This window comes from Alteromonas sp. 5NS40-0096 (assembly GCF_057544385.1).
Window position 1 is genome coordinate 98,340 of sequence record NZ_BAAJLQ010000007.1, and the last position, 24,233, is coordinate 122,572.

A 24,233-nucleotide genomic window follows, 5' to 3' on the forward strand; every position below is an offset into this window, starting at 1 on the left:
AGCTTTTAGGTATAGATACACCTAATTTTAGAATATGAGATTGCATTTTTGCGCAAAGGAAAACAGCAAGAGCATTTTACCCTATATTTACCCGCGCCAAGACCGGTTAGAGAAGACATAACTCACTTTTTTGACCATTTAATAGGCATTTTGATGCGAAAGCATACAAAAAAACAAAAAAATAAATTTAAGGCGAAAAAAATCGGTAAGATTGTTGACAGCGCGATATTACGTCTTTAATATTCGCCTCCGTTGAAACACAGGTCCCCCTTAGCTCAGTTGGTTAGAGCGACGGACTGTTAATCCGCAGGTCCCCCGTTCGAGTCGGGGAGGGGGAGCCAAGTTTCGACAGAGTGAAATAGACTGTTCCCCCTTAGCTCAGTTGGTTAGAGCGACGGACTGTTAATCCGCAGGTCCCCCGTTCGAGTCGGGGAGGGGGAGCCACTCTTCAATTTTCCCAGTGATTCTCACTATCTTACCCACAGTACTATTTAATTCATCATTTCATAGAAATTCGACCGAATAACCCTAGTTTTATCAAGTTGTTTATCAACGCACAAAAAGCGATAATAGCGCACTAAACCAATATTTTACTTCCTGCGTAAAACGCCAAGTAAAAGCAGCAAACACAATCACAATGATTAATAGTGGGTAAATGACAGATTTTTTCCTTTTATTGATTGGTACCGTGCTGGTCAATAACTTTGTTCTTGTTAAATTTTTAGGCCTGTGCCCGTTTATGGGCGTATCGGGAAAGCTTGAGACAGCGATTGGAATGTCGTTGGCGACCACCTTTGTTCTAACTCTTGCATCAGTCTCAAGTTACTTAGTTGAATCCTATATTCTGCAACCGTTAGGTATTGGTTACTTGAGAACACTGGCGTTTATTCTCGTTATTGCTGTTGTCGTCCAATTTACGGAAATGGTGGTGCACAAGACAAGCCCAACCTTGTACCGCTTACTCGGAATATTTTTACCGCTAATAACGACCAACTGCGCGGTGCTCGGCGTTGCACTGTTGAACTTAACCGAACAACACAACCTCATTGAGAGCCTTATATACGGATTCGGTGCCGCTGCAGGTTTCTCTCTTGTACTCGTATTGTTCGCCGCGATGCGGGAACGCCTTGCCGCGGCGGATGTGCCCTCCCCCTTTAAAGGTGCGTCTATTGCTATGATTACTGCGGGCTTAATGTCTCTCGCATTTATGGGCTTTAGTGGATTGGTGAAATTCTGATGTTTAGCGCCGTTTCCGTCATTGGCCTGTTGGCACTTATCTTTGGATTAATATTGGGATACGCCGCGATTCGCTTCAAAGTAGAAGGGGATCCGCTTGTCGATCAAATAGATGAAATTCTGCCACAAACGCAATGTGGACAATGTGGTTACCCAGGCTGTAAACCTTATGCAGAAGCCATTGCTAACGGTGATGAAATCAACAAATGTCCTCCTGGCGGTGAAGCAACCATTAAGCGCTTAGCTGACCTGATGGGCGTAGAGGCAATACCACTAGATGCCGCGCATGGTGAGGAAGATAAAAAGAAAGTTGCCTACATCCGTGAGGACGAATGCATTGGTTGTACCAAATGTATTCAAGCCTGCCCAGTAGATGCCATCTTGGGCGCGGCTAAACACATGCATACAGTCATTGTCGACGAATGTACAGGTTGTGATTTGTGCGTAGACCCATGCCCAGTAGACTGCATTGATATGGTTGAAATTGAACCGACGACAAACTCTTGGAAATGGGACTTTGAGCAAACAAGTAAAGGTAATATTCCTGTGAAAATGGTGTCTTAAATGAGAATCGAAGAATTCGATACCATTGTCGAAAGATTAGCAAAAGGGCGTTTGTGGGACTTCCCTGGCGGTGTCCACCCCGAAGAGAAGAAATACCCTTCAAACCAAGCTTCAATTGGCCGTTGCGACATGCCAGAACAATTAATTCTGCCAGTAAAACAACACATAGGTGTAGAAGGCAGGTTGTTGGTGAGCGTTGGCGAACACGTACTCAAAGGCCAAAAGTTAACTCATAGCGCGCAACCTTTTGCTGTCCCTGTTCACGCGCCAACTTCTGGCGATATTATTGCGATAGAGAACAGGATAGTCGCGCATCCAAGCGGTTTGACAGAGCTCACCGTCGTTATTGCGCCAGATGGCAAAGACGAATGGTGTGAATTACAGGCAGTCTCAGATTTCCAACAAATGCCAAATGACATTATTGTCGCAGCGATTTGTGAAGCGGGTATCAGCGGAATGGGTGGAGCTGGCTTTCCAACACACATCAAAGCAAATGCGTCGAAGCCCGTTGAATTCCTAATCGTCAACGGTATTGAATGCGAGCCCTACATCACTTCGGATGACAGGCTCATGCGCGAGCACGCGTGGCAGATTCGCCAAGGTATTGATGTACTGGCTCATATTGCACAACCCAAAATGACCATTGTCGCCATTGAAGACAATAAACCCGAAGCCATAAAGGCGATGCAGATAGCCTGCCAAGGCAAAGACGATTTCCTTGTTGTCTCCGTGCCGACCAAATACCCTGCGGGCGGCGAAAAACAACTGATTCAGGTATTGACCAATCGCGAGGTACCGGGAGATGGATTACCTGCTGATATTGGCATAGTCATGTTCAACGTTGGCACCTGCTACGCTGTTGCTGACGCCATTTACAATGGAAAACCCTTAGTTGAGCGTGTAGTTACCGTGACAGGTAACGCCGTCTCTGCACCACAAAATTTTTGGGCACTGTTGGGCACACCTGTAGGCCACCTTTTGCAACAAGCCGGTTATGCGCCAGCCAAACAGGCGGTCCCACAAGTGATTATGGGTGGCCCTATGATGGGGTTCGCTGTTCCTACGGCAGAGGTACCTGTAGTCAAAACGACAAACTGCTTACTCGTGCCGGGAAAGGACGAATTGACCAACGGTGATGATGAGCGAGCCTGCATTCGTTGTAGTGAGTGTGCAGACGCCTGTCCGGTCAGCCTGTTACCCCAACAAATGTATTGGTATGCAAAAGCCAGTGATCACGACAAAGTACAAGAATACAATTTGTTTGATTGTATTGAATGCGGCGCTTGTGCGTATGTATGTCCAAGTGAGATCCCCTTAGTTCATTATTATCGTAAAGCGAAGTCGGAAATTCGTATTCAGCGTGATGAAAAGAGTAAAGCCGAAAAGGCAAAAGCCCGATTCGAATCTCGTAACGATCGTTTAGAGCGAGATAAAAAAGAACGAGAAGAGAAACACCGTTTGGCGGCAGAGGCTCGTAAGAAAGCCCAGCAAGGGTCACAAACTAAAGGCCCTTCAGACAAAGTCGCCGCTGCACTAGCTCGGGCAAAAGCCAAAAAAGCACAGTCTAACGACGAGGTTAGCGCGTCAAACACGCAAACGAAATCAAATGTCGCTGCAGCAATCGCCCGCGCAAAAGCAAAAAAAGCGCAACAAACAGATGCCCTAACCGCCGAAGCTCAAGAGGCAACAAGTCACTCTGCAACTGCCCAAAACGAAGATAATAAAGCAAAAGCTGCGGCTATTATCGCCAGGGCAAAAGCCAAGAAAGCGCAAGATGCGGCGCAGACGCAACAAAACGATGCCAGCGAAAAGGTTAACGAACAACCAGACAAGAAAGCCAAAATAGCCGCTGCGATTGCAAAGGCGAAAGCAAAACAAGCCGAGCACGAAGCGAACCAAACAGCTGATGACGTCAGCGAAGATAGCGCCACCAACGCTCAAACAGATAAACTGACAAAAGTGGCTGCGTCGGAACAAAAAGCCAAACGCGTAGAGACTGAGCAAGACCCGAATAATGACACGGCTTCGCCAGCGACTGTAAATGCGGAACCAGAACCGAGCATCTCAAAAACGTCTGACGAAGAGAAAAAAGCAAAGATTGCCGCTGCTGTTGCTAGGGCAAAAGCCAAAAAGAATCGCTCATCTGAGGAGCAACAAGCTGCTGAACTATTGCCTTCTTCAAGCAGTGAAGAGGTTGCAAACGCATCTGATGCACCAACAAGTGAGCAAGAGACAGACGAGTCAAAAATAGAATTGGATGATAAGCAAGCTAAAATTGCTGCCGCCGTCGCGAAAGCCAAGGCGAACAAAGCCAAAAAAGATGAGGTCTCATCCAAAGTCAGGCAAGTGGCAGATGACGACAAACAAGCCAAAATTGCGGCTGCCGTAGCGAAGGCAAAAGCGAAAAAATTAGCTCGACAGCAACAATCTAGCGAGAAAGAGTAGTAAATGATACCAACGCTAAAGCTCAATAGCTCTCCACACCAACGAGTGAAACGCGATACAGGCCAGGTAATGCGGCTTGTCATCTATGCCATGCTACCGGGAATAGCCTTGCAAACCTATTTCTTCGGTTTTGGTGTCATTATCCAATGTATTTTAGCGACCCTCACCGCCGTTGCTGCCGAAGCGCTTTTGCTGTTTATACGGAAGAAAAATATAGAGCGTACACTGAGTGACTACAGTGCCGTTTTAACAGGATTACTCATTGCCGTCAGTATTCCTCCACTTTTACCTTGGTGGATGACAGTCCTGGGAACCGCTTTTGCTATCATCATTGTCAAGCAGCTGTATGGTGGCCTTGGATTTAATATGTTCAACCCTGCGATGGTTGGGTATGTCGTACTGCTGATCTCCTTTCCCGCGGCGATGACAATGTGGTTACCACCAAACAGCCTGATGTATTACGAGGCCAATTTTGTTGATACGGCAATGGTGATATTCAGCAATTTCACCCAGTCCGGCTATGATATTCAACAGTTGCGAGTGATAGCCGACGGCACCACAATGGCTACGCCATTGGATGCAGTCAAAACTGGATTAGCAAACCAGCAAACCTACGGTGAAGTATTGTCTACGTCACTGTTCAATCAAGATACGATCAACGCTGCAGGAGTGGGTTGGGCTTGGGTGAGCATGGGTTACTTGCTTGGTGGCCTATATCTTCTGAAGATTCGTGTTATCAGCTGGCAAATCCCAGTGAGCCTAGTGTGCAGCGTAGCCGTGTTATCTTTGCTGTTCTTTGGTTATGACAGCGATCTTTTTGCCTCGCCTTTGTTTCACCTGCTTAACGGCAGTGTTTTTATCGGCGCTTTTTTCATCGCAACGGATCCTGTTTCCGCCTCGACTACACCAAGGGGCCGAATTGTATTTGGTGCCATGATAGGGTTTTGGATTGTAATCATTCGAAACTTTGGTGGGTATCCAGACGCTGTCGCCTTTGCGGTTATTATCATGAATATGGCCGTCCCTTTGATCGATTATTATACCCAGCCAAGGACATATGGTCATAAAGCAAAATCCGCGAGGAACTCCAACTCATGATCGATAAATCTATTGTTCGTAACGGTGCCCTGCTGGGATTATTTGCGGTGATTACAACAGGTCTCATTGCAGTCACTCATTTCAGTACCAAATCGCGGATTGAGACTCAACAAGCACATAAGTTAAAATCGCTTATCAATGAAGTCTTTCCTCAAGACAGGCATGACAACGCGATCTTAGACGATTGTATTCAATTGTCCTCACCACTTCTGGGGAGCACTGAAGCACAAACCATTTATCGAGCAAAACGACAAGACGAGCCCGTGGGTTTTGTCGTCACTACGATTGCGCCAAATGGTTACAGTGGGCAGATTAAAATGATTGTCGGCATTACCCTAGACTTAGAGATTCTCGGTACTCGCGTGATTGAACACAAAGAAACCCCAGGGCTGGGAGATAAAATAGATCTAGCGGTGAGTGACTGGATTTTAAGTTTCTCCAACAAAACCTTTTCCGATGACAATGCACGACAGTGGCAGGTCAAAAAGGATGGTGGGCAGTTTGACCAATTTACTGGCGCAACTATCACACCGAGGGCGGTTGTTGGCAGTGTCGCAAACACCGCCAGATTTGTTCATGACAACATGAGCCAATTACTTTCTGCGCAAACTAGCTGCCCAGCGAAGGAGTAAATCCGTGGTAGATTATCAGAACCTAACGATAGAAGGTCTTTGGAAAAACAACCCAGCACTGGTTCAGTTGTTGGGGTTATGTCCTCTCTTAGCCGTTACAGCGACCTTGATAAATGGTTTAGGCCTAGGCTTAGCAACGACCTTGGTACTCATTGGGTCTAATGTCACTGTCTCCCTAGTAAGAAACTACGTGCCCAATGAGATTCGTATTCCGGTGTTTGTCATGATTATTGCTGCCTTCGTGACAATCGTTCAACTACTGATGAACGCGTTCACATATGACTTGTATCTAGCGTTAGGTATATTCATTCCTTTGATTGTTACGAATTGTGCGATTATCGGTCGCGCAGAAGCGTTTGCCTCGAAAAACAATCCCCTACCCGCTGCTTACGATGGTTTAGTGATGGGAGCCGGTTTTACCGCTGTATTGATGTTGCTCGGAGCCATCCGAGAAATATTGGGCGCAGGTACCTTGTTCAGCGGTGCAGATCGACTACTCGGTGATTGGGCGCAGGTTATTGAGATTCAACTGTTTACAACAGAGCAGCCATTTTTATTGGCTATTTTGCCACCCGGCGCTTTTCTGGGGATGGGTTTTATCATAGCGGCGAAAAACGCGATCGATAACCACATTGCAAGTCAACAACAAGTAGCGGTAGAGAAGGTGTCTCGTGCTCGTGTTACTGCTGAAAACTAAAATAAGACCTCGCTATTGATTATGACTAACACAGACAAGCCAATCTCCAAAGCAGAGAAAGTCACAGAGATAATTCGAATTCTAGAAGCGCTTTACCCTGAAGTTCCTATCCCCCTCGATCACAAAGACCCATACACTTTGTTAGTTGCAGTGTTGTTGTCGGCTCAGTGTACCGATGAACGCGTGAATCAAATCACGCCTAAACTCTTTGCCAGGGCCGATAACCCGTTCGATATGGTTTTAATGAGCATTGACGAAATCAAAGAGATAATCAGGCCCTGTGGCTTATCTCCAATGAAGTCGAAAGGCATCTGGCACTTATCAGATATGATTATCAAGCAGCACAATGGCGAGGTGCCACAAGACTTCAAAGCACTAGAAGCCATGCCAGGAGTCGGCCATAAAACAGCCTCTGTCGTGATGGCACAGGCTTTCGGCGTACCAGCATTTCCAGTAGACACTCACATTCACCGATTGATGTATCGCTGGGGTTTGTCTAATGGTAAGAGCGTTGAACAAACGGAACGCGACGCCAAACGATTATTTCCAAAAGAAAAGTGGAACGACTTGCACCTTCAAATTATTTTCTACGGCCGTGAGTACTGCCCTGCTCGAGGTTTTTCCCTCGACAAATGTTTGATTACCCGTCAATTCGGCAGAAAGAGTTTCATCAACCAAGTGCTAAAAGAGCAGGCCAAAAAGAAAAAATAGCAAGGCTTATAATTGGACTTTCATCAAATCTTCTGCCAGTAAAACTGGTTTGCCTGTTTCTTTCGCCACTAGCGCCCGAATCGCCTCTCGCTGAGGGGCACTTCGATTCATAAAATGAGACAAGAGAATGCGTTTAGCAGCACTGTCATTAGCGATAGCTGCAATGTCTGATGGACGCATATGTAGCCTTGTCGCTACGCCCGAAGCGTGTTCATCGATCGCCGCATGCATAATGGCGAGATCGGCATTACGAGAAAATGCAGCGAAATCTTTGTTCGTGCCATTCATATCACCTGTGTAAGTAATTACACACCCTGCCACATTGATTTTCCAAGCCACAGCCGCTATCGGACCGTGTTCCACTGGTAAAGATTGAATGCGTATCGTCGAGGAAATACTCACTTCTTCACTGATGCGGTTGGCCGGCTGATTGACAACGCGTATAGGATATTGTTGTTGTGTATCGTCAAGGTTATCAGCAAGATACTGAAACGCGCCAGATTCACCAATTTGTCTATCAACAAATTGGGTCGTCGAAGGCATCAGTCTATTCCCACTGGGGCCCGCGATGACAAGCGGCTTATCACGGGGAGTAAAAAAAGCGCCCTTAATGTAAGAAGCAAAATCGGCGCTGTGATCGGAATGAAAGTGGCTAAACACAATCGCGTCGAGTGTATTCATATCGCCATGGGCATGATCAAACTGCACACTGCTCCCCGAGCCCGTGTCGACAAGCACCCGAGACTCGCCTTTGTACCAAATTAAATAGGAAGACGAGGCTCTGCCATCGTTGAGTTCTGGGCCGCCACTACCGAGCACTTGAACCTCAACGTCATCACACACATTGGCAAGTCCGGCTTGCGAAAATAAAACAAAACTGATCGCGCTGATGAATCTCATGTAAGCTCCTTTTTTATCACTATTGAAGTGACCGTAAAACGTCATATCTTCTTCCCGAGCACACACGATTGCTGTACCAAACTCAAAAAATACACCGTAAATCGCTAAAATACAGCTCTGCACCGCGAAAACTGTCATACTTAAGGGCTATAACTGAAGTTACGCTATTGAAAATTAACGGAGTTGCCGGATGAGAATGTTACACACTATGTTACGCGTAAAAGACCTTGAAAAGTCGTTATCGTTTTATGTTGATACCATGGGCATGACGCTTTTACGCCAGAGTGAAAACAAGGAATATCAATATACTTTAGCGTTTGTCGGGTACGGTGACGAGCAAAGTCAGGCAGTAATTGAATTAACTCACAATTGGGGAGAACACGATTACGATATGGGCACAGCATACGGCCATACGGCTTTCGCTGTGGATGATATCTATACGTTCTGCGAACAACTTAAAGCTAAGGGAGCTGAAGTTTACCGAGAGCCGGGCCCGGTGAAAGGTGGTTCAACGGTAATCGCATTTGTTCGCGACCCAGATGGCTACGCTATCGAGTTAATTCAAGAAGGTGAATAACCAAATGAAGCCACGTATTTTGTTTGCAGGTATTTGTCTCATTGCCAGCGTGAGTAAGGCTCACGCCTTTGATGTCATTGCCCACCGAGGAGCTTCAGGCTATCTTCCTGAGCATACGTTAGAGGCGGCTACCCTCGCCCATGCGCAGTCACCTACTTTTATTGAACAAGATATCGTTCTCAGCAAAGATCTCGTCCCCATTGTCCTTCACGACATTCATTTAGAAACCGTTACCGACGTGGAGCAAAAATATCCCGGAAGAGCGCGAGAAGATGGTAGGTTTTATGCTCTGGACTTTACCTTAAAAGAATTGCGAACGCTGAACGTTCACGAACGTACTGACAAACAAGGTAATCCTGTCTTCCCCAGTCGCTATCAAGGCGATGCGTCATTTCAAATCGCCACATTGAAAGAGCATATTGAATTGATTTCCCAGCTCAATCGACTGACGGGACAAAATATTGGTTTTTACCCGGAAATCAAATCCCCAGCCTGGCATCGCGAACAGGGCATCGATATCAGTTCAATTGTGATTGAGCTATTGAGACAATACGGTCTTGATTCGCCTGATGCACCGATTTATGTCCAGTGTTTTGACCATGAAGAGCTCCGTCGAATTCGACATGAACTAGGCGCAAAAATGAAACTAGTTCAACTGATAGCAGAAAACAGTTGGGCAGAATCTCCCACAGATTACGACTGGTTGAGGACATCAGAAGGGTTAGCATCGGTTGCCAGCGTTGCTCAAGGTGTCGGCCCTTGGATCGTTCAGCTTGTCGATATGCCTAAATTGGCACAAGGACAGGTTGTGCCCCAACTCTGGCTGAAAGAAGCCCAATCATTGGGATTGAAAGTTCATCCCTATACCTATCGTATCGATGCCCTACCGCAGGGTATAAGCGGAACTATGCTACTCGATATTCTGGTGGACAAGGTTAAGGCGGATGGTGTATTTACCGATCAGGTACCGCCTGTAAAGCAATTTTTAAACAAGTAAGTGCTTTGATGAAAAAGGGAGCGTAAGCTCCCTTTTGTTATGACTTGGTTAGTCTGACGACAACACGGCGGTTTTGCGCTCGACTTCGGCTATTTGTATTCGGCGAGATGTGACGTTTTTCTCCATGGCCTGTTACGGCAATACGGTCCATTGGCACGCCCATGGAAGCAAAGTAATCCTTGACGACATTAGCACGCCGAATTGACAGCTGTTCATTGTTCCATCTACCACCGTAACTATCGGTGTAGCCATCTAATAGAACCAACTCCAGCTCGTTATCCTCTTTGAGGTAGTCGCCGATCATCGCCAAGCGTTTCTTTGAGTACTTCGTCAACTCCACACTATTTTTTTCATAACTCAAAACAGTGTAAGCGATATCCTCAAAGCTGTACGGCAAAAGATTAGATACACATTGAACAAAATCGCGGTAGCTAGACGCAAAGTTAGCGGCATTTAAGCCCACTGAAACTTTGTCGTATTGGTTGTACCAATCTTGATAGTAAAGTGTTGGCCAATACCCTTTTTCTAACTCAGACAGCATGGTCCATGCGGCTTGTTCGGGCAAATCGCCATCGTACTGTGTGCGGATAGTCATATCTGCAATCGTCTTGCGGCTATGTCCGGGCATCCAGCTTGGAGGCATTGAATACACAGCTGCAACGCCAAATTTCTTGGGGAGCAACAACATGTCTAACTCAAACTCCATATTGAGCTGTTTTGAGGCTACACTCGTAAATAGCGCGTCGCCGTAACCCGGAATAGGATGAGAAAGAGTACAGGCTAGACGATTTTGCTGGGTCACCTGCCATTCAGAATTTTCTATTGTTGCAGCATACTGCCGCATTGCTCCGTGACTAGACAAAGAGATCACGGCAACTAAACTGATTAATATTCGACGCATTAAAAAGCCTCCACTTCAACAGAGTTATCGTCCGTTGGCGCGAAAAGTTTAGACCATATTGCTCGTGCTCATTGGTCTAAACAATACGGTGACGCTAACAATTGTTTACTTTTGCCAAGATTTACACAGACAAGTCTTACAAAAAAGGACAAAGCGCCTCGTTCATTGTGCCAAAAGTCTCGATTTGCGCCAATGCTATTTATCGCGAATTTGGGCCTGGTAGAAAGATGTGTTACGCCGCGCAATATGCGATAATTAATATTTACCGGCACATGCCTCACATCACATAAGAGCAAAACCCAACAAGATGTCAAAACAGCAACATGTATTGTCACAGCGCTTCCGTGGCTATTTTCCCGTCGTTATCGATGTCGAAACGGCTGGTTTCAATGCCAACCAGGACGCCCTTTTAGAAATCGCAGCGGTAACACTAAAGATGGATGAAAACGGCAACCTAGTGCCAGATAAAACCTTCCATCGTCATGTTGTACCGTTTGAGGGTGCCAATCTTGAACAAGCGGCACTGGATTTTAATGGTATAGATCCATTTTGTTCATTGCGCGGCGCGGTAGAAGAATCGGATGCAATGAAAGATTTGTGTAAATCGATTAGAAAATTGCAAAAGGATGCCGATTGTCAACGTTCAGTTATCGTCGCTCATAACGCGACCTTTGATCAGGGTTTTGTCAACGCAGCTATCGAAAGAAGTGGTATAAAACGTACTCCCTTTCACCCATTTGTGTCATTTGATACAACTAGCTTGGCCGGATTGACACTGGGCCAAACTGTACTTGTTAAAGCTTGCCAAGCGGCGAAAATAGCATTTGATCAAAAAGAAGCCCACTCAGCACTATACGATGCAGAGAAAACCGCTGAGTTGTTCTGCTATATGGTAAATCGTTACAAAGCACTCGGTGGCTGGCCTGTGGCTGAGTAATAGACGCGTCAGATAGCGAGTTTTTGCATTGCTATCGCGGGACATCGATAAAAACAAAAAAGCCTGACGATAGTCAGGCTTTTTGAATAAAAATAAAGCGTGAGATTATAGTTCTTCTGCTTTTTCAGCTAGGTACTTAGCAACACCTTCTGGACTTGCGTCCATACCTGATTTGCCTTCAGTCCAACCTGCAGGGCAAACTTCACCGTGTTCTTCGTGGAATGCCAAAGCATCAACCATACGTAACATTTCGTCGACGTTACGACCTAGTGGTAAATCATTAACAACTTGGTGACGCACAAGACCATCCGCATCGATTAGGAATGAGCCACGGAATGCAACGCCATCTTCTGGGTGCTCTACGTCATACGCCTGACAAATTTCGTGTTTAACGTCAGCAACCAAAGTGTATTGAACTGGACCAATACCGCCTTCGTTGACTGGCGTGTTACGCCATGCGTTGTGGCTGAATTGAGAATCGATAGACACACCGATTACCTCAACACCACGTTTTTGGAATTCTTCGAAACGCTTATCAAAAGCGATTAGTTCAGATGGACAAACGAATGTGAAGTCCAATGGGTAGAAAAATACAACGGCTTTTTTGCCTTTTATTGCTTCACTTAACGTGAATGAATCAACAATTTCACCACTGCCAAGAACGGCTGCAGCTGTAAAATCCGGTGCTGGACGACCTACTAAAACACTCATGATTGCTCCAATGTTTTCTGTTGTTATATGGGAGAGAGGACTCCTCCCGATTCTCAATTAGTCATATTGGTTCTTATTTAGAGAATACAAGTCTGAGCAGACAAAATAATTGCAAAACCATTGACTTAAATCACGACCTTTAAGAAAACGCGTTTCTAAATAAAAATTATTCGCAATTAAATCTTGATCGGTTGGAAAATAACAATTATTATCATTTGCGTTGAAGTATTGAGGTAACCTTATGTACGTTTGTATGTGTTTCGGTGTAACAGACAAAGCAATTAAGCAAGCTGTTGAAGAGAACGGCGTGGGCAATTTGCGTGAGTTACGTCAAACATTAGAACTTGGTACTCAGTGTGGAAAATGCGTGCAAATGGCGCAGCAAATCATCGATTCTACTATCATCGACGAATCCCTTTTCAAGAACGTGGGCTAGCTAGCCACTCTAATCAAATTCATATTTCAGTTGAGCGTAGTAATAACCGCCATTCATCCCTAGCGGAGACGTTGGAGGGTATCTTGCACCCGCAACATCACTAAATGGGTTCAGAGACGGTCGATTGTCAAACAAGTTCTGTGCACCAATTGTGAATTTCCAATCTTCGGCGAATTGATAGCTCAATTCCAAATCGACCACTATTTCTGCACTCCCCTCAATATCAAGCCCTGCAGCAGCATCGAGATGGTCTTCGTAAAACTCAGAGAAGTAACGCACTCGCCAAAGAGCACTGTAGGCTTTGTAATTCTGTGTCAACGCCATTACAACCCTAAAGTCAGGTAAGTTTTCCTCAAGCATTCTGATACGCGACGGTGCCAAGTTTGAAACGAAATCGATACCGCCGGATTCATTAAGCCTAGGATACAGTGTCACTCTGTCAACGTTAGTATGGGTCCAGTTGAAGGAAGTCGACAATGTATTCTCGATGTTGCCAGTGGCAAACTCGTAGTTCAACACGATATCGACGCCCTGAGTTGTCGTATCGAAGTCATTAGTGAAAAATTTCACACTTTCGAATATCTGGTTAGCAGGTACACCTTGTTCCACTAGGCTATTAACATCACTTTCGGTAAGTTGGATAGCCGATGTCGTGCTAATGCGGTCGTGTAATGTAATATGAAAATAATCCATCGTTACGAAAAAAGCATCGTTCCAGTAGTAAACCATACCAATACTCTTATTCACCGACTCTTCTGGGCGCAATGGCGTCGCCCCCACTTGTTCAGAAATAGGGTTGGTCGGCGGTAAGGTTGCTTGATCTTCCAACCCTCGAGCGGAAAATGCCGTTGTTACATTAATGACATTGCTCTGCCCCACCGTCGGCGCCTTGAATCCCGTACTGATTGAACTCCTAAAAGATAGCTGGTCGTTCAACTCATAACGCGCAGTAAGTTTCCCCTCAAATGTCGAGCCGAAGTCATTGAAGTGTTCATATCGAAGTGCAGTACCGACGAGTAAAGATTCCTTGAGATAGGTCTCGACATCGATGTACACCGCCCAGTTCGTGCGGCTCCAATCGCCTGCAGATTGCGGCGTGTATCCAGGAAAGCCGTTCGAGCCAACACTGAAACCTTGGCTTAAACCGGTATCGGGCTCCATGGCTAGAAAACCAACCTCATAGGAGTTGAGTTCTCCTGCTTTTTGATGATAGCTCTCCTTTCGCCATTCGATACCCGCAGCAAAATTGACGGCTTCATGCCACCCAAGATCTAAGAACTTTCTGACATCAAGATTAATGCTACGCTCTACTTGGCGAGCGCCTCCTGGATTAAAAGACGTAGGAGAATCAGGTCCTAGGGATGGGTTCACTGTGTTAGAAATCAAATAATCGATATTGGAATAGCCCAGGCCAATGCTGATATCGTAAGCCCACTCTGAAGGCGTATACCCTTTCACTCCAATACTCATCGCCGCGTCTTCAACACGGCCCCCAAACCGAGGAGCAAAACCGCCGGGTAACACTTCGTTAAATGCAAAACAATTGCGCCCTAGTGCCGTCGTATTGTCAGCTATCAACAAATAGTTGGGGTCATCGAGTACATTGTCATCAGTGATGAACACGTCAGGGCAACTCAACCCTTGATTGAGTCCATCGAGATCACCGACCAATAGCCGCGTATTCTCTGCTGTTGATTGGGGATCGGCAAAGACTCCTCTGCGAAAATGGGGATGACGAAAGTAAAACCCCCCTTCTATTTCTCTGCGAGCAAAATTTGAAAACGCATACCAACTGGTTTGCTCATTGAGTTGAGAGCCAAGGTTGGCCGCGAGTTTTACATCGCCATCAACGTCTAACGTCCCCCAATATTGGGCTGGATTTTGCACAAACTCATTGCCACCGTTGACTAGTTGTTGAGCGTCTGCCCGTTGTAGTGCCCGATTAGTATCATTCCTTTGACGGAATTCCGCACTTAAATTAGCAAAGCCATCTTCTCCCAAAGGCAAACCAATATTGGCGCGGAATTGGAAATCCTCACCATCTCCCTGGAAAAACTGGCCGCCACGGACGGCTACGCTACCACCAGAATTGGCATCGTTGAGGACGAAATTGATTACGCCTGCAATAGCGTCTGAACCATATTGGGCAGCAGCGCCATCTCTGAGGACTTCTACTTGTTTTACAGCCGAGGCTGGTAATACCGACACGTCGGGGCCCTGCGCACCATCGGACAACCCGCCTCCTAGGAAAGTTATCGCAGCGCTTCTATGCCTTCGCTTGCCATTTACCAGTATCAAAGTATGGTCAGACGCCATACCCCTAAGGTTTGCCGGACGTACTAAACTAGCTGCATCGTTAATCGATTGATCATTGACGTTAAGCGAGGGCACAAGGTTACTCAGCATGCTGAGGACGTCACTATCACCTTGTTCAAGCAATTTAGCATTACCAATAATATCGATGGGTACAGATGAAGAGACAACTGTTCTTGGGGAACTTCTGCTGCCCACAACGGCAATCTGCTCAATAGCATTCATCAGAATATCGTCTTCATCGTTGTTAACGGTGATGACAGGTAATTCGCTATCACTTGGTACAGGGGTGGCTTGTACGCTAAGTAAACCTTTATCGTCACGTACTACAATTAAAGACGTGCCGTGAAGTAACTTAGTAAGGCCATCGAAGTGAGAATAGACTCCAACCAAAGCTTGGGTATTCTCTTGTTCCGCTTCATCGAATGGGAACAATAAGGTGATGTTGGCCTGCCTAGCAAAAAGAGTAAGAGCAGTATCTGCGCGTTGAGCAGGAATAGCGAAGTCTGCCTCTTGAGCCATTGCGGCACAAAAGGAACTAAAGAAAAGCACGCACGTTGCAATCCACAACCTGTTAATTTTGAATTGCGCGCGAGAAAACCTACCTACCATCAAGTAGTGTACTCCGAATACCACGCCAGATTTGCTCCCCTTTCAACAGGCAATTAGGAGAGCTGACCCAGACGCTGCCTACAGCGAACTGTTCTAGCCAATTATTCCTGATTAAACACGAATTAAACGTAAACCGTATCATTGTTATTTTTCTTGTACTGCAAATCCCTAATCGGTCTAAGTGCCAATATTTATGGGAGCATTCGGTTCTTTAGAATATAAAAGTAAAAGCTACATGATAGCGGTATCAAAGACAATAAAAAGGGAGAAGAAAGCCGTCAGTAGGCCGTAATCTTAAGACAAGCGTTAAAAAGGGAGCGCTACGCTCCCTCTGAAAGCAATATCGTGAGCTCTGACACCCGCTCATGTTGAATAGAAAAACTGTTTTCTAGCGCACTTAACAAAGCCTCAATATCACCGACTTTGAAGTAACCAGCAACACGTCGGGATTTCAACGCCTCATCAGTAATCTGGAAGTGTACCGGTGTATAGCGCGTGATCTCCTCCAAAACACTGTCTAGAGGTTCACCTTTGAACACCAACATACCTTTTTGCCAAGCCAAATCATCTTCCATATATTCGCTTGATACGTTTTGACGCTGCGTGATTGCCTTCTTAACAATGGCTTTTTCGCCAGAGAAAACGAGTAGACCTTCATCAATGATGGCGCGCTGCCCCGTCAGAATTTTAGCGTCTTCATCTGCTCGTTGCACTGCCCTGTCTTGCACTAATACTCTGCCCTCAGTCACCACTAGCTCGAAGCTAGCATCCTCGACGATCTCGACGTTAAATGCCGTTCCAACCGCCGTTACGGTATTTGCTCCCGCAGCAACGACAAACGGGCGAGTTGTCTCGTGAGCAACATCGAAATAAGCCTCGCCTTGTAGCAGCGTAATACGACGCTCTTCATCGGAGTACGCAATACTGACCACTGAGTCTGTATTTAGATGCACAACCGAGCCGTCGGATAAGGTGATGTTTTTCTGCTCGCCCACTTGAGTTGAAGCCCGTTGCGCAGCGACGGCTAAAGCTTCAGGCGTAGTTTGCCAACTGGACGAAAAAATGCCGCCAATTGCCATAAACAAAAACGCAATACTCGCAGCGACTTGCCAGCGAGACGCTCGGAACACTGGTGTCGAAGCGGCTTCATTTGAAGTATTGAGTGGAAACAATCCACTAAGCTCATGCATCACTGACATGTCATCCCACAAGCTAGCCACTTCAAACAGCGCTTCTCTATTGGCGTTACTCTTCGCAGCCCATTGTGACAATTCAGTTTGTTCTGCATCGCTCAAGCCGCGATCCATTCGGCTAACCCAAACGCACGCTTGCTCGTGTATGTCCTCGCGAGTACTAAAACTGTGAACATTACTCATGGATTGATTCCATCTCTTAATTCAGCACGACCACTCGGATTATCCGAACTTCCGGTGCCTTGTTGTGATAATTGTTTTAAATAGCGGGAACAGAGTAACAAGCCTTTGGCAACATGTTTTTCTACTGTGCTCTCGCTCAATCCAAGGAGTTCTGCGATTTCTCGTTGGCTTTTGCCATACACCTTTTTTAACAAAAACACTCGTTTCACATCAGCAGAGAGTGTGTCTGTTGCTCGGCAAAAGTTCAAAAAGCGTTCTTTGCTTTCTACATTTTTTTCTAATGTATACCCCACCAATTCGTGAGGTAATGTATCCATGTCATCCAACTGGTCGCTTTGTACATTTTCGGCACGTGTAACGTGATTCAATGCGAGGTTACGAGCAGTTTTGAGCATGTATGTGCGTTCGTAGCGGATTTCTTGTTTAAGGTCCGCTTCGTAACTTTTAATAAATGTTTCCTGAACAATATCTTCGATATCTTCAGAGGGCACAATCGCCCCAACCGCCCGCATTAATTTCGAGCGATACTTTAAATAAGTTACAGCAAGTGTCGACTTTCTCGTCATATTCATCCTGACCTAGTCGTATCAAATACTTTACAAACCCATGTTATTATTTTGTCGGATATTATTGCAAAGTGAGACACTGAGATTGTTCTACTTTTCTGTCACTGCCATCCTAACAAAAAAGGGGGCGAAAATCGCCCCCAGGTGACCAATCAATTAAAAGGTGTATAAGCCTCTTAGATAGTAGAAGCCACCATTAATCCCAATGGGAGACGTGGTTGGGAATGCTGAACCTGCAATTTCGTTGTCATAGAGCGTGTTGCGATCTGGATCTTCATCCAAGGCGTTCTTCGCACCAACAACGAGTTCCAAGTTATCTGTTACGTGGTAACCCACTTCCAAATCCAAAGTAAACTCAGAGCCTACTTTGTCAATTGGCAAGCCAGAATCCAAGTGATCTTCAAAGATGCTACCTGTGTAGTTCAGGCGGCTGAGGAAGCGCCAGTCACCGTTATTGTGGTTAGCTGTTAAGCTATAACGCACTGCAGGCAAGTTGTCTTCGATCATTCGAATACGATCAGCTGAAATAAACTCAGATGCTTGGTCTACGGTTGTCGATGTCCAGTTGTATGCCAACGAGAACTTGGTATCACCACCGAACATTTCCATGCCGTAGTTCGCTACGATATCTACACCTTTCGTTGTCGTATCGAAGTCATTTGCAAAATAGCTTACTTCTGAGAAGCTTGAAGCATCGCGAATGCCACGAGCCAACAATGCGTCAATATCATCCTGCGTCAGAGCAATACCCGATACGGTACTAATGCGGTCTGTAACTTCGATGTTGTAGTAATCGGCGGTAATGAACAAGCCATTATCGAAGTTAGCTACGACACCAAAGCTGAAGCTTTCAGACTCTTCAGGTTGAAGTGGCTCACCACCAACCTGTGCTGCAATTGGGTCTGTTGGCGGAAGCGTTGCACGGTCGATAAGACGACCATCGGTACCAAATGCCGTTGTTACGTTTCGTACATTACTCTGACCAATAGTGGGTGCTTTAAAGCCTGTGGAATAGGCACCACGTAACGCGATGTTATCTAGCATTTGATAACGGAAAGACACTTTCCCTTTTGTGGTGTTACCAAAGTCAGAGAAATCTTCGTAACGAATTGCAGCCGTTAGTAAGAAGTCTTCCGTTAGATACGCTTCAGCATCTAAATAAAGCGCGATGTTATTTCTTGAAGCTTTACCTTGGCTACGAGCAGATAGGCCAGGGAAGCCGTTTGAACCGATACCAAAGCCTTGTGAAGCCAAAGGACCAATTTCATACGACGCAGGGTCGCCTGCGATGCTCTCGTAAGACTCGTTGCGATACTGGAAACCACCCGCTAAGAACAATGGCTCATCTAAACCGATGTCAATGGGTTTGGTTAGATCAAAGTCAAACGTTTGTTCTGATTGGATATATTTACCCGGGCTAAATTCAAGTGGTGTATCTGGACCTAGAGATGGGTTAATTGTGTTTGAGATAGCAAAATCAATCTCGTTCTGACCTAAATTAACACTGACGTCATAGCCCCACTCATTACCAAATTCACCTCTGGTACCAAATACGATTGAAGAGTCTTTGACCGTACCACCAAAACGAGGAGTAAAACCGCCTGGCAAAATCTCATTGAATGCAAAACAGTCTGGGTTATTTGCAACTTGGTCGATATACGTTTGGTTTTGTAATACGTTAGCACCTACTACGATGTCCGTTGGGCAGTTGCCAGTGCCGTCTGCGGTCAAATCGCCAACCAGGAGTAGCTGTTCGCCATCGGCATTCGTGCCACCATCATAAACACCACCGCGGTTATGAGGATTACGGAAGTAGAAGCCACCTTCAACTTCACGCTCAGCGTAGTTACCGAACAAGTAAGCTTCGGCGTTGTCGTTCAACTCTAGGCCTAAATTTGCGAACAATTTAATGTCGTGTTTGATTTCTGGGCTACCCCAGATTTGCGCTGGGTCAGCAACTGCTGTGTTACCTGCGGCAATTAGCGCAGCAGCATCGTCACGTTGAACACTACGAGAAGTATCGTCAGCAGTACGGTACTCCGCACTGAAGTTTGCAAAACCATTGTCTGACAAAGGCACGCCTACGTTAGCCGCGATCTGGTATAAATCACCGTCACCTTCATAATACGAGCCAGTACGTACTTCTACTGCACCGCCTTCGGTGTTGTCTTTTAATACAAAGTTTACTACGCCGGCGATAGCATCCGAACCGTACTGAGCAGCAGCGCCGTCTCTCAATACCTCAACCTGCTTCAATGCGATTGCTGGAATTACAGAGATGTCTGGGCCTTGCGCACCATCAGATAAGCCGCCACCAAGAAAGGTGATAACTGCAGAACGATGGCGACGCTTACCGTTTACCAACACCAAGGTGTGGTCAGATGCCATACCACGTAAGTTGGCAGGACGAACTAATGTCGAAGCATCATTGATTGGTTGGTCGTTTACGTTGAAAGAAGGCACGATGGTTTGCAGCATCGACACCATGTCGGTCGAACCTTGATTAGCAAATTCTTCATCACCGATGATATCGATAGGTACTGAAGAATCTGCGACGGAGCGAGGCGCTGCACGTGTACCTACGACAGCAATTTTTTCTACGTCTTTGGCTTCACCTTCGGCTTCTTGTGCATTTGCAGGCGCAATAGCAACCAAACTGAGCGCAGCGGTTGCACCCAAAGCAAGGCGTAATTGTTTAGTCAGTAATGACTCTGAAGTTCTCATAATGGTTTCCATGGATAGCTTGGTTTCTACAGTCAAAAACACAACAAATTTTGGCCGTGAACCTATTTAATTTTTATTCACTACAACACTTATCAACTAGGTTGACATCAATTCTTATAGCGCTTAAAACCATTGAAAACAAACAAAAAATAAGAAAATAAAAATATTTTTTCAAGCCGTAGAGGATTTCATTTTGTGGCTTGTCTATATAGATAATTAGGGGAGTTTATGCCTTGCGAAAATGCCCCCATTTTCGCCGTAATCACCTTTAATTAGTGAATACAATTGTGGCCTTCTGACCACACAATTTTTTTCTGAAAATCACTGATTTTGTTCTCGTATGAAAATCAGCCATAAAAAAACCTGCGAAAGCAGGTTTTTTTCATTTCATCGTTTGACTATTCAGCCGACGGCTGGTCGTCGTTATATTTTTCGGCGGTTTCTTTTATCAGAGGTTGCAACTCACCTTGTTGGAACATTTCCAAAATAATGTCACACCCGCCCACTAGTTCACCATCAACCCATAACTGAGGAAAGGTTGGCCAATTGGCATACTTAGGCAGTTCTGCGCGAATATCTGGATTCTGCAAAATATCGACATAGGCAAATGGTTCGCCACACGACATTAAGGCTTGTGACGCCTGAGATGAGAATCCGCAACTTGGTAGCTTTGGTGATCCTTTCATATATAAAAGGATTGGATTCTCAGCGATTTGCTCTTTAATTCTTTCAACCGTATCTTGGTTTTCAGTGGGTTCCATATCTTCCTCACTAGAGTAAATGATCTATTGCTGGCATTAATATGGGCTCTGTACACGCAAAATCAAGCACAATGCTTAGACATTTTTAATATCTTTTGTTGAAATTTGATCTTAGTTAAGCAAACTATGCTATACATCATAAAATTGCTTAAAAACGCTGTAAAACCTTATGAAATATAGGGTTAAGCGAACTTTGAAATATTGAAAAATTTTGTTGGATTACTACAATTCGACCCTATATCTACAAACTCGTTGCAGGAATCAACACTGAGACTCGGCACAATCCCACTGCCTTGGTGAAGAAAATGCAATATATCACGACCTATATGGAGACCGACAATGGCTTTTGAATTACCAGCATTACCGTATGAAAAAAACGCGCTTGAACCACATATCTCTGCTGAAACATTGGATTTTCACCACGGTAAACACCACGCAACTTACGTTACTAAGTTGAACGGTTTGATCGAAGGTACTGAGCTTGAAAGCAAAAGCCTAGAAGAGATCGTAAAATCTTCTGAAGGTGGTGTTTTCAATAACGCAGCCCAAATTTGGAACCACACGTTCTACTGGAACAGCCTAAGTCCAAACGGTGGTGGCGAGCCAACTGGCGCACTGGCCGACGCTATCAACGCAAAATGGGGTTCTTTTGCTGACTTCCAAGCGGCTTTCAACGACAAGGCAGTAAACAACTTCGGTTCTAGCTGGACTTGGTTGGTAAAAACTGCCGACGGTGGCTTAGACATCGTGAACACGAGCAATGCAGCAACACCTATCACTGAAGAAGGTGTTACGCCACTTCTTACTGTAGACCTGTGGGAGCACGCTTATTACATCGACTACCGCAATGTTCGTCCTAAGTACCTTGAAGGTTTCTGGGCACTTGCAAACTGGTCTTTCGCAGCGGAAAACTTCGGTGCTTAATTTCAGCGAATAAACACGTTTCAAAAGCCCTGCAATAGCGGGGCTTTTTTATATTCATCGAATTATAGCAATACCATTATTTGTTATATTCAATAACGCTAAATTTCTAAATTTATTCGATAAATTACCTCACCCTTTTGTAAATACCGACTAAGCTTTAAATAAGCGCTCGGTTTCTTCAAAGGGGTCAAAATGGGTATTTTCGAAAAATATCAACAACGCTACGAGGAACACAAGGAAGAAGAGTTTACACTTCAAGAATTCCTCGATATCTGCAAAAAAGAGCCACTCTCTTACGCCAACTCGGCGGAACGGTTACTCAATGCCATCGGTGAACCAGAAATGATTGATACGGCCACCGATCCCGCGCTGAGTCGAATTTTTTCCAATCGCGTTATCGCACGTTATCCCGCATTCAGTGAATTTTACGGTATGGAAGAAGCAATTGAACAGATTGTTTCCTATCTCAAACATGCCGCGCAAGGCCTTGAAGAGAAAAAACAAATCCTTTATTTACTGGGGCCTGTAGGTGGAGGTAAGTCATCACTGGCCGAGCGTTTAAAAGAGCTTATGCAAAGAGTTCCTATCTATGCACTTAAAGGCTCACCGGTAAACGACCATCCATTTTGCCTATTCGATGCTGGAGAAGATGGCGACATTTTAGAAAAGGATTATGGGATTCCCAAACGATATCTGAAAACCATTATGTCGCCTTGGGTACGCAAACGCCTGCACGAATACAACGGTGACATCAGCCAGTTTAAAGTCGTAAGGGTCTACCCCTCCATATTGGACCAAGTTGGCATCGCCAAAACAGAGCCAGGGGACGAAAACAATCAAGATATTTCATCACTGGTTGGTAAAGTAGATATCCGCAAACTGGAGCAGTACGCGCAGAACGATCCCGATGCATATAGTTACTCTGGGTCATTGTGTAAAGGCAACCAAGGGGTAATGGAATTTGTTGAAATGTTCAAAGCACCAATCAAGGTGCTTCACCCTTTGCTTACCGCAACTCAAGAAGGCAACTACAATCCGACTGAGGGATTTTCTGCCCTACCCTTCGATGGCCTGATTTTGGCACATTCTAATGAATCAGAATGGCAATCGTTTCGAAATAACAAAAACAACGAAGCGTTTTTAGACCGAGTCTACATTGTCAAAGTACCCTACTGCTTGCGAGTGTCTGAAGAGATGCGTATTTATCACAAGCTAATAGCCAACAGTGAGTTAACTGGCGCGCCTTGCGCACCTGATACTTTGGAATGTTTGGCGCAATTCACTGTGTTGTCTCGCCTCCACGCTCCGGAAAATTCCAGTATTTATTCAAAGATGCGCGTGTATGATGGCGAGAGTCTGAAAGATACTGATCCCAAGGCGAAATCGTATCAAGAATACCGAGACTATGCGGGTGTAGACGAAGGCATGGAAGGCCTTTCAACTCGATTCGCTTTCAAGATTTTGTCACGTGTATTCAACTTCGATCACCAAGAAGTCGCCGCTAACCCTGTGCACTTGTTTTATGTTTTAGAGCGGCAAATTGAGCGAGAACAGTTCCCACAAGACACCGCTGAGCGATACAAAGAATTTCTCAAGGGATATCTCATCCCGAGATACGTGGAGTTTATCGGTAAAGAAATTCAAACCGCCTACTTGGAATCGTATTCAGAATACGGTCAAAACTTGTTTGACCGGTATGTCACTTACGCTGACTTTTGGATACAAGACCAAGAATATCGAGATCCTGAAACTGGCCAACTCTTTGATAGAGAGTCTTTAAACGCCGAACTTGAAAAGACGGAAAAACCCGCAGGTATCAGCAATCCCAAAGATTTTCGAAATGAGATTGTTAACTTTGTTTTGCGCGCAAGGGCAAACAACAGTGGCAAAAACCCAACTTGGACTAGTTACGAAAAATTGAGAACCGTGATAGAGAAAAAAATGTTCTCAAACACAGAAGACTTACTACCTGTCATATCGTTTAACACGAAAGGCAGTTCTGAAGACAAGAAAAAACACGATGACTTTGTCAACAGAATGACGGAAAAAGGCTATACCCAAAAACAAGTAAGACTGCTTTGTGAGTGGTACTTGCGAGTGCGTAAGGCGAGTTAG

At 45.3% G+C, this 24,233-nt stretch carries 21 protein-coding genes and 2 tRNA genes; 15 read left to right on the forward strand and 8 right to left on the reverse strand.

What is annotated here, in order from left to right:
* The first annotated feature begins 264 nt into the window (after window positions 1-264).
* The 9 genes from AC27G9_RS18505 to nth all read left to right on the forward strand — a co-directional run bounded on the left by AC27G9_RS18505 (window position 265) and on the right by nth (window position 7,383).
* A tRNA-Asn gene (locus tag AC27G9_RS18505) sits at window positions 265-341 on the forward strand.
* Between the two features lie 26 nt (window positions 342-367).
* Window positions 368-444 (forward strand) — tRNA-Asn (locus tag AC27G9_RS18510).
* A 211-nt stretch (window positions 445-655) separates the two neighbouring features.
* Window positions 656-1,237 carry an electron transport complex subunit RsxA gene (gene rsxA, locus AC27G9_RS18515; RefSeq protein ID WP_487075970.1) on the forward strand — a complete coding sequence of 194 codons (582 nt, stop codon included), beginning with the start codon at window positions 656-658 and terminating at the stop codon, window positions 1,235-1,237.
* Window positions 1,237-1,800, forward strand: a complete 564-nt coding sequence (gene rsxB, locus AC27G9_RS18520; RefSeq protein ID WP_487075971.1) for an electron transport complex subunit RsxB — start codon at window positions 1,237-1,239, stop codon at window positions 1,798-1,800. Before rsxA ends, rsxB begins: the two co-directional genes overlap by 1 nt.
* Entirely contained in the window at window positions 1,801-4,245 is a 2,445-nt protein-coding gene (gene rsxC, locus AC27G9_RS18525; RefSeq protein WP_487075972.1) for an electron transport complex subunit RsxC, read from the forward strand. It abuts the gene before it with no gap.
* Between the two features lie 3 nt (window positions 4,246-4,248).
* On the forward strand, window positions 4,249-5,343 hold the full coding sequence (gene rsxD / locus AC27G9_RS18530; protein ID WP_487075973.1) for an electron transport complex subunit RsxD: 1,095 nt from the start codon (window positions 4,249-4,251) through the stop codon (window positions 5,341-5,343).
* Window positions 5,340-5,975: an electron transport complex subunit RsxG gene (gene rsxG / locus AC27G9_RS18535; protein WP_487075974.1), complete on the forward strand. Its 636-nt coding sequence runs from the start codon at window positions 5,340-5,342 to the stop codon at window positions 5,973-5,975. The genes rsxD and rsxG overlap by 4 nt, the downstream gene beginning before the upstream one ends.
* A gap of 4 nt (window positions 5,976-5,979) precedes the next feature.
* Entirely contained in the window at window positions 5,980-6,672 is a 693-nt protein-coding gene (locus AC27G9_RS18540) for an electron transport complex subunit E (RefSeq protein ID WP_487075975.1), read from the forward strand.
* Between the two features lie 21 nt (window positions 6,673-6,693).
* Window positions 6,694-7,383 (forward strand): endonuclease III, encoded by a 690-nt coding sequence (nth, locus tag AC27G9_RS18545; protein ID WP_487075976.1) that lies wholly within the window; start codon window positions 6,694-6,696, stop codon window positions 7,381-7,383.
* A 6-nt stretch (window positions 7,384-7,389) separates the two neighbouring features.
* On the opposite strand, the gene AC27G9_RS18550 is transcribed toward nth, so the two are convergent.
* Entirely contained in the window at window positions 7,390-8,421 is a 1,032-nt protein-coding gene (locus tag AC27G9_RS18550; RefSeq protein WP_487075977.1) for an MBL fold metallo-hydrolase, read from the reverse strand.
* A 52-nt stretch (window positions 8,422-8,473) separates the two neighbouring features.
* On the opposite strand from AC27G9_RS18550, the gene gloA reads away from it, so the two are divergent.
* Together gloA and glpQ are read left to right on the forward strand one after the other, a co-directional pair.
* On the forward strand, window positions 8,474-8,860 hold the full coding sequence (gene gloA, locus AC27G9_RS18555; RefSeq protein WP_487075978.1) for a lactoylglutathione lyase: 387 nt from the start codon (window positions 8,474-8,476) through the stop codon (window positions 8,858-8,860).
* A 4-nt stretch (window positions 8,861-8,864) separates the two neighbouring features.
* Window positions 8,865-9,857, forward strand: coding sequence for a glycerophosphodiester phosphodiesterase (gene glpQ, locus AC27G9_RS18560; RefSeq protein WP_487075979.1), 993 nt, complete (start codon window positions 8,865-8,867; stop codon window positions 9,855-9,857).
* A 37-nt stretch (window positions 9,858-9,894) separates the two neighbouring features.
* Here glpQ and AC27G9_RS18565 read toward each other — a convergent pair whose 3' ends face one another.
* The gene (locus AC27G9_RS18565) at window positions 9,895-10,758 is read right to left on the reverse strand and encodes a flagellar protein MotY (RefSeq protein ID WP_487075980.1); all 864 of its coding nucleotides are present in this window, start codon (window positions 10,756-10,758) and stop codon (window positions 9,895-9,897) included.
* 307 nt (window positions 10,759-11,065) lie between these two features.
* Here AC27G9_RS18565 and rnt point away from each other — a divergent pair, with 307 nt between their 5' ends.
* Window positions 11,066-11,695: a ribonuclease T gene (gene rnt / locus AC27G9_RS18570; protein ID WP_487075981.1), complete on the forward strand. Its 630-nt coding sequence runs from the start codon at window positions 11,066-11,068 to the stop codon at window positions 11,693-11,695.
* Between the two features lie 105 nt (window positions 11,696-11,800).
* Here rnt and AC27G9_RS18575 read toward each other — a convergent pair whose 3' ends face one another.
* Window positions 11,801-12,406 carry a peroxiredoxin gene (locus AC27G9_RS18575; protein ID WP_487075982.1) on the reverse strand — a complete coding sequence of 202 codons (606 nt, stop codon included), beginning with the start codon at window positions 12,404-12,406 and terminating at the stop codon, window positions 11,801-11,803.
* Between the two features lie 241 nt (window positions 12,407-12,647).
* Between AC27G9_RS18575 and AC27G9_RS18580 the strand changes: the two genes are divergently transcribed.
* Window positions 12,648-12,842, forward strand: coding sequence for a bacterioferritin-associated ferredoxin (locus tag AC27G9_RS18580; protein ID WP_487075983.1), 195 nt, complete (start codon window positions 12,648-12,650; stop codon window positions 12,840-12,842).
* A 9-nt stretch (window positions 12,843-12,851) separates the two neighbouring features.
* Here the strand turns inward: AC27G9_RS18580 and AC27G9_RS18585 are convergent, their stop codons facing one another.
* From AC27G9_RS18585 to AC27G9_RS18605, 5 genes are all read right to left on the reverse strand, one after another.
* Window positions 12,852-15,677 (reverse strand): TonB-dependent receptor plug domain-containing protein, encoded by a 2,826-nt coding sequence (locus tag AC27G9_RS18585; protein WP_487075984.1) that lies wholly within the window; start codon window positions 15,675-15,677, stop codon window positions 12,852-12,854.
* 410 nt (window positions 15,678-16,087) lie between these two features.
* Window positions 16,088-17,143, reverse strand: coding sequence for a FecR family protein (locus AC27G9_RS18590; RefSeq protein ID WP_487075985.1), 1,056 nt, complete (start codon window positions 17,141-17,143; stop codon window positions 16,088-16,090).
* Complete coding sequence (locus AC27G9_RS18595) at window positions 17,140-17,709, reverse strand: RNA polymerase sigma factor (RefSeq protein WP_487075986.1); 570 nt, start codon at window positions 17,707-17,709, stop codon at window positions 17,140-17,142. The genes AC27G9_RS18590 and AC27G9_RS18595 overlap by 4 nt, the downstream gene beginning before the upstream one ends.
* Before the next feature lie 156 nt (window positions 17,710-17,865).
* Window positions 17,866-20,433: a TonB-dependent receptor plug domain-containing protein gene (locus tag AC27G9_RS18600; RefSeq protein ID WP_487075987.1), complete on the reverse strand. Its 2,568-nt coding sequence runs from the start codon at window positions 20,431-20,433 to the stop codon at window positions 17,866-17,868.
* 398 nt (window positions 20,434-20,831) lie between these two features.
* On the reverse strand, window positions 20,832-21,194 hold the full coding sequence (locus AC27G9_RS18605) for a Grx4 family monothiol glutaredoxin (RefSeq protein WP_487075988.1): 363 nt from the start codon (window positions 21,192-21,194) through the stop codon (window positions 20,832-20,834).
* Between the two features lie 339 nt (window positions 21,195-21,533).
* On the opposite strand from AC27G9_RS18605, the gene AC27G9_RS18610 reads away from it, so the two are divergent.
* Both AC27G9_RS18610 and AC27G9_RS18615 read left to right on the forward strand, forming a co-directional pair.
* Window positions 21,534-22,118, forward strand: coding sequence for a Fe-Mn family superoxide dismutase (locus AC27G9_RS18610; protein WP_487075989.1), 585 nt, complete (start codon window positions 21,534-21,536; stop codon window positions 22,116-22,118).
* Window positions 22,119-22,310: 192 nt separating this feature from the next.
* Window positions 22,311-24,233 (forward strand): PrkA family serine protein kinase, encoded by a 1,923-nt coding sequence (locus tag AC27G9_RS18615; protein ID WP_487075990.1) that lies wholly within the window; start codon window positions 22,311-22,313, stop codon window positions 24,231-24,233.

Excerpts from the sequence above, each read along its gene's own strand:
- rsxA (WP_487075970.1), top strand. The coding sequence starts at position 656 with ATGACAGATTTTTTCCTTTTATTGATTGGTACCGTGCTGGTCAATAAC.
- rsxB (WP_487075971.1), top strand. The coding sequence starts at position 1,237 with ATGTTTAGCGCCGTTTCCGTCATTGGCCTGTTGGCACTTATCTTTGGA.
- rsxC (WP_487075972.1), top strand. The coding sequence starts at position 1,801 with ATGAGAATCGAAGAATTCGATACCATTGTCGAAAGATTAGCAAAAGGG.
- rsxD (WP_487075973.1), top strand. The coding sequence starts at position 4,249 with ATGATACCAACGCTAAAGCTCAATAGCTCTCCACACCAACGAGTGAAA.
- rsxG (WP_487075974.1), top strand. The coding sequence starts at position 5,340 with ATGATCGATAAATCTATTGTTCGTAACGGTGCCCTGCTGGGATTATTT.
- nth (WP_487075976.1), top strand. The coding sequence starts at position 6,694 with ATGACTAACACAGACAAGCCAATCTCCAAAGCAGAGAAAGTCACAGAG.
- AC27G9_RS18550 (WP_487075977.1), bottom strand. The coding sequence starts at position 8,421 with ATGACAGTTTTCGCGGTGCAGAGCTGTATTTTAGCGATTTACGGTGTA.
- gloA (WP_487075978.1), top strand. The coding sequence starts at position 8,474 with ATGAGAATGTTACACACTATGTTACGCGTAAAAGACCTTGAAAAGTCG.
- glpQ (WP_487075979.1), top strand. The coding sequence starts at position 8,865 with ATGAAGCCACGTATTTTGTTTGCAGGTATTTGTCTCATTGCCAGCGTG.
- AC27G9_RS18565 (WP_487075980.1), bottom strand. The coding sequence starts at position 10,758 with ATGCGTCGAATATTAATCAGTTTAGTTGCCGTGATCTCTTTGTCTAGT.
- rnt (WP_487075981.1), top strand. The coding sequence starts at position 11,066 with ATGTCAAAACAGCAACATGTATTGTCACAGCGCTTCCGTGGCTATTTT.
- AC27G9_RS18575 (WP_487075982.1), bottom strand. The coding sequence starts at position 12,406 with ATGAGTGTTTTAGTAGGTCGTCCAGCACCGGATTTTACAGCTGCAGCC.
- AC27G9_RS18580 (WP_487075983.1), top strand. The coding sequence starts at position 12,648 with ATGTACGTTTGTATGTGTTTCGGTGTAACAGACAAAGCAATTAAGCAA.
- AC27G9_RS18585 (WP_487075984.1), bottom strand. The coding sequence starts at position 15,677 with ATGGCTCAAGAGGCAGACTTCGCTATTCCTGCTCAACGCGCAGATACT.
- AC27G9_RS18590 (WP_487075985.1), bottom strand. The coding sequence starts at position 17,143 with ATGAGTAATGTTCACAGTTTTAGTACTCGCGAGGACATACACGAGCAA.
- AC27G9_RS18595 (WP_487075986.1), bottom strand. The coding sequence starts at position 17,709 with ATGACGAGAAAGTCGACACTTGCTGTAACTTATTTAAAGTATCGCTCG.
- AC27G9_RS18600 (WP_487075987.1), bottom strand. The coding sequence starts at position 20,433 with ATGAGAACTTCAGAGTCATTACTGACTAAACAATTACGCCTTGCTTTG.
- AC27G9_RS18605 (WP_487075988.1), bottom strand. The coding sequence starts at position 21,194 with ATGGAACCCACTGAAAACCAAGATACGGTTGAAAGAATTAAAGAGCAA.
- AC27G9_RS18610 (WP_487075989.1), top strand. The coding sequence starts at position 21,534 with ATGGCTTTTGAATTACCAGCATTACCGTATGAAAAAAACGCGCTTGAA.
- AC27G9_RS18615 (WP_487075990.1), top strand. The coding sequence starts at position 22,311 with ATGGGTATTTTCGAAAAATATCAACAACGCTACGAGGAACACAAGGAA.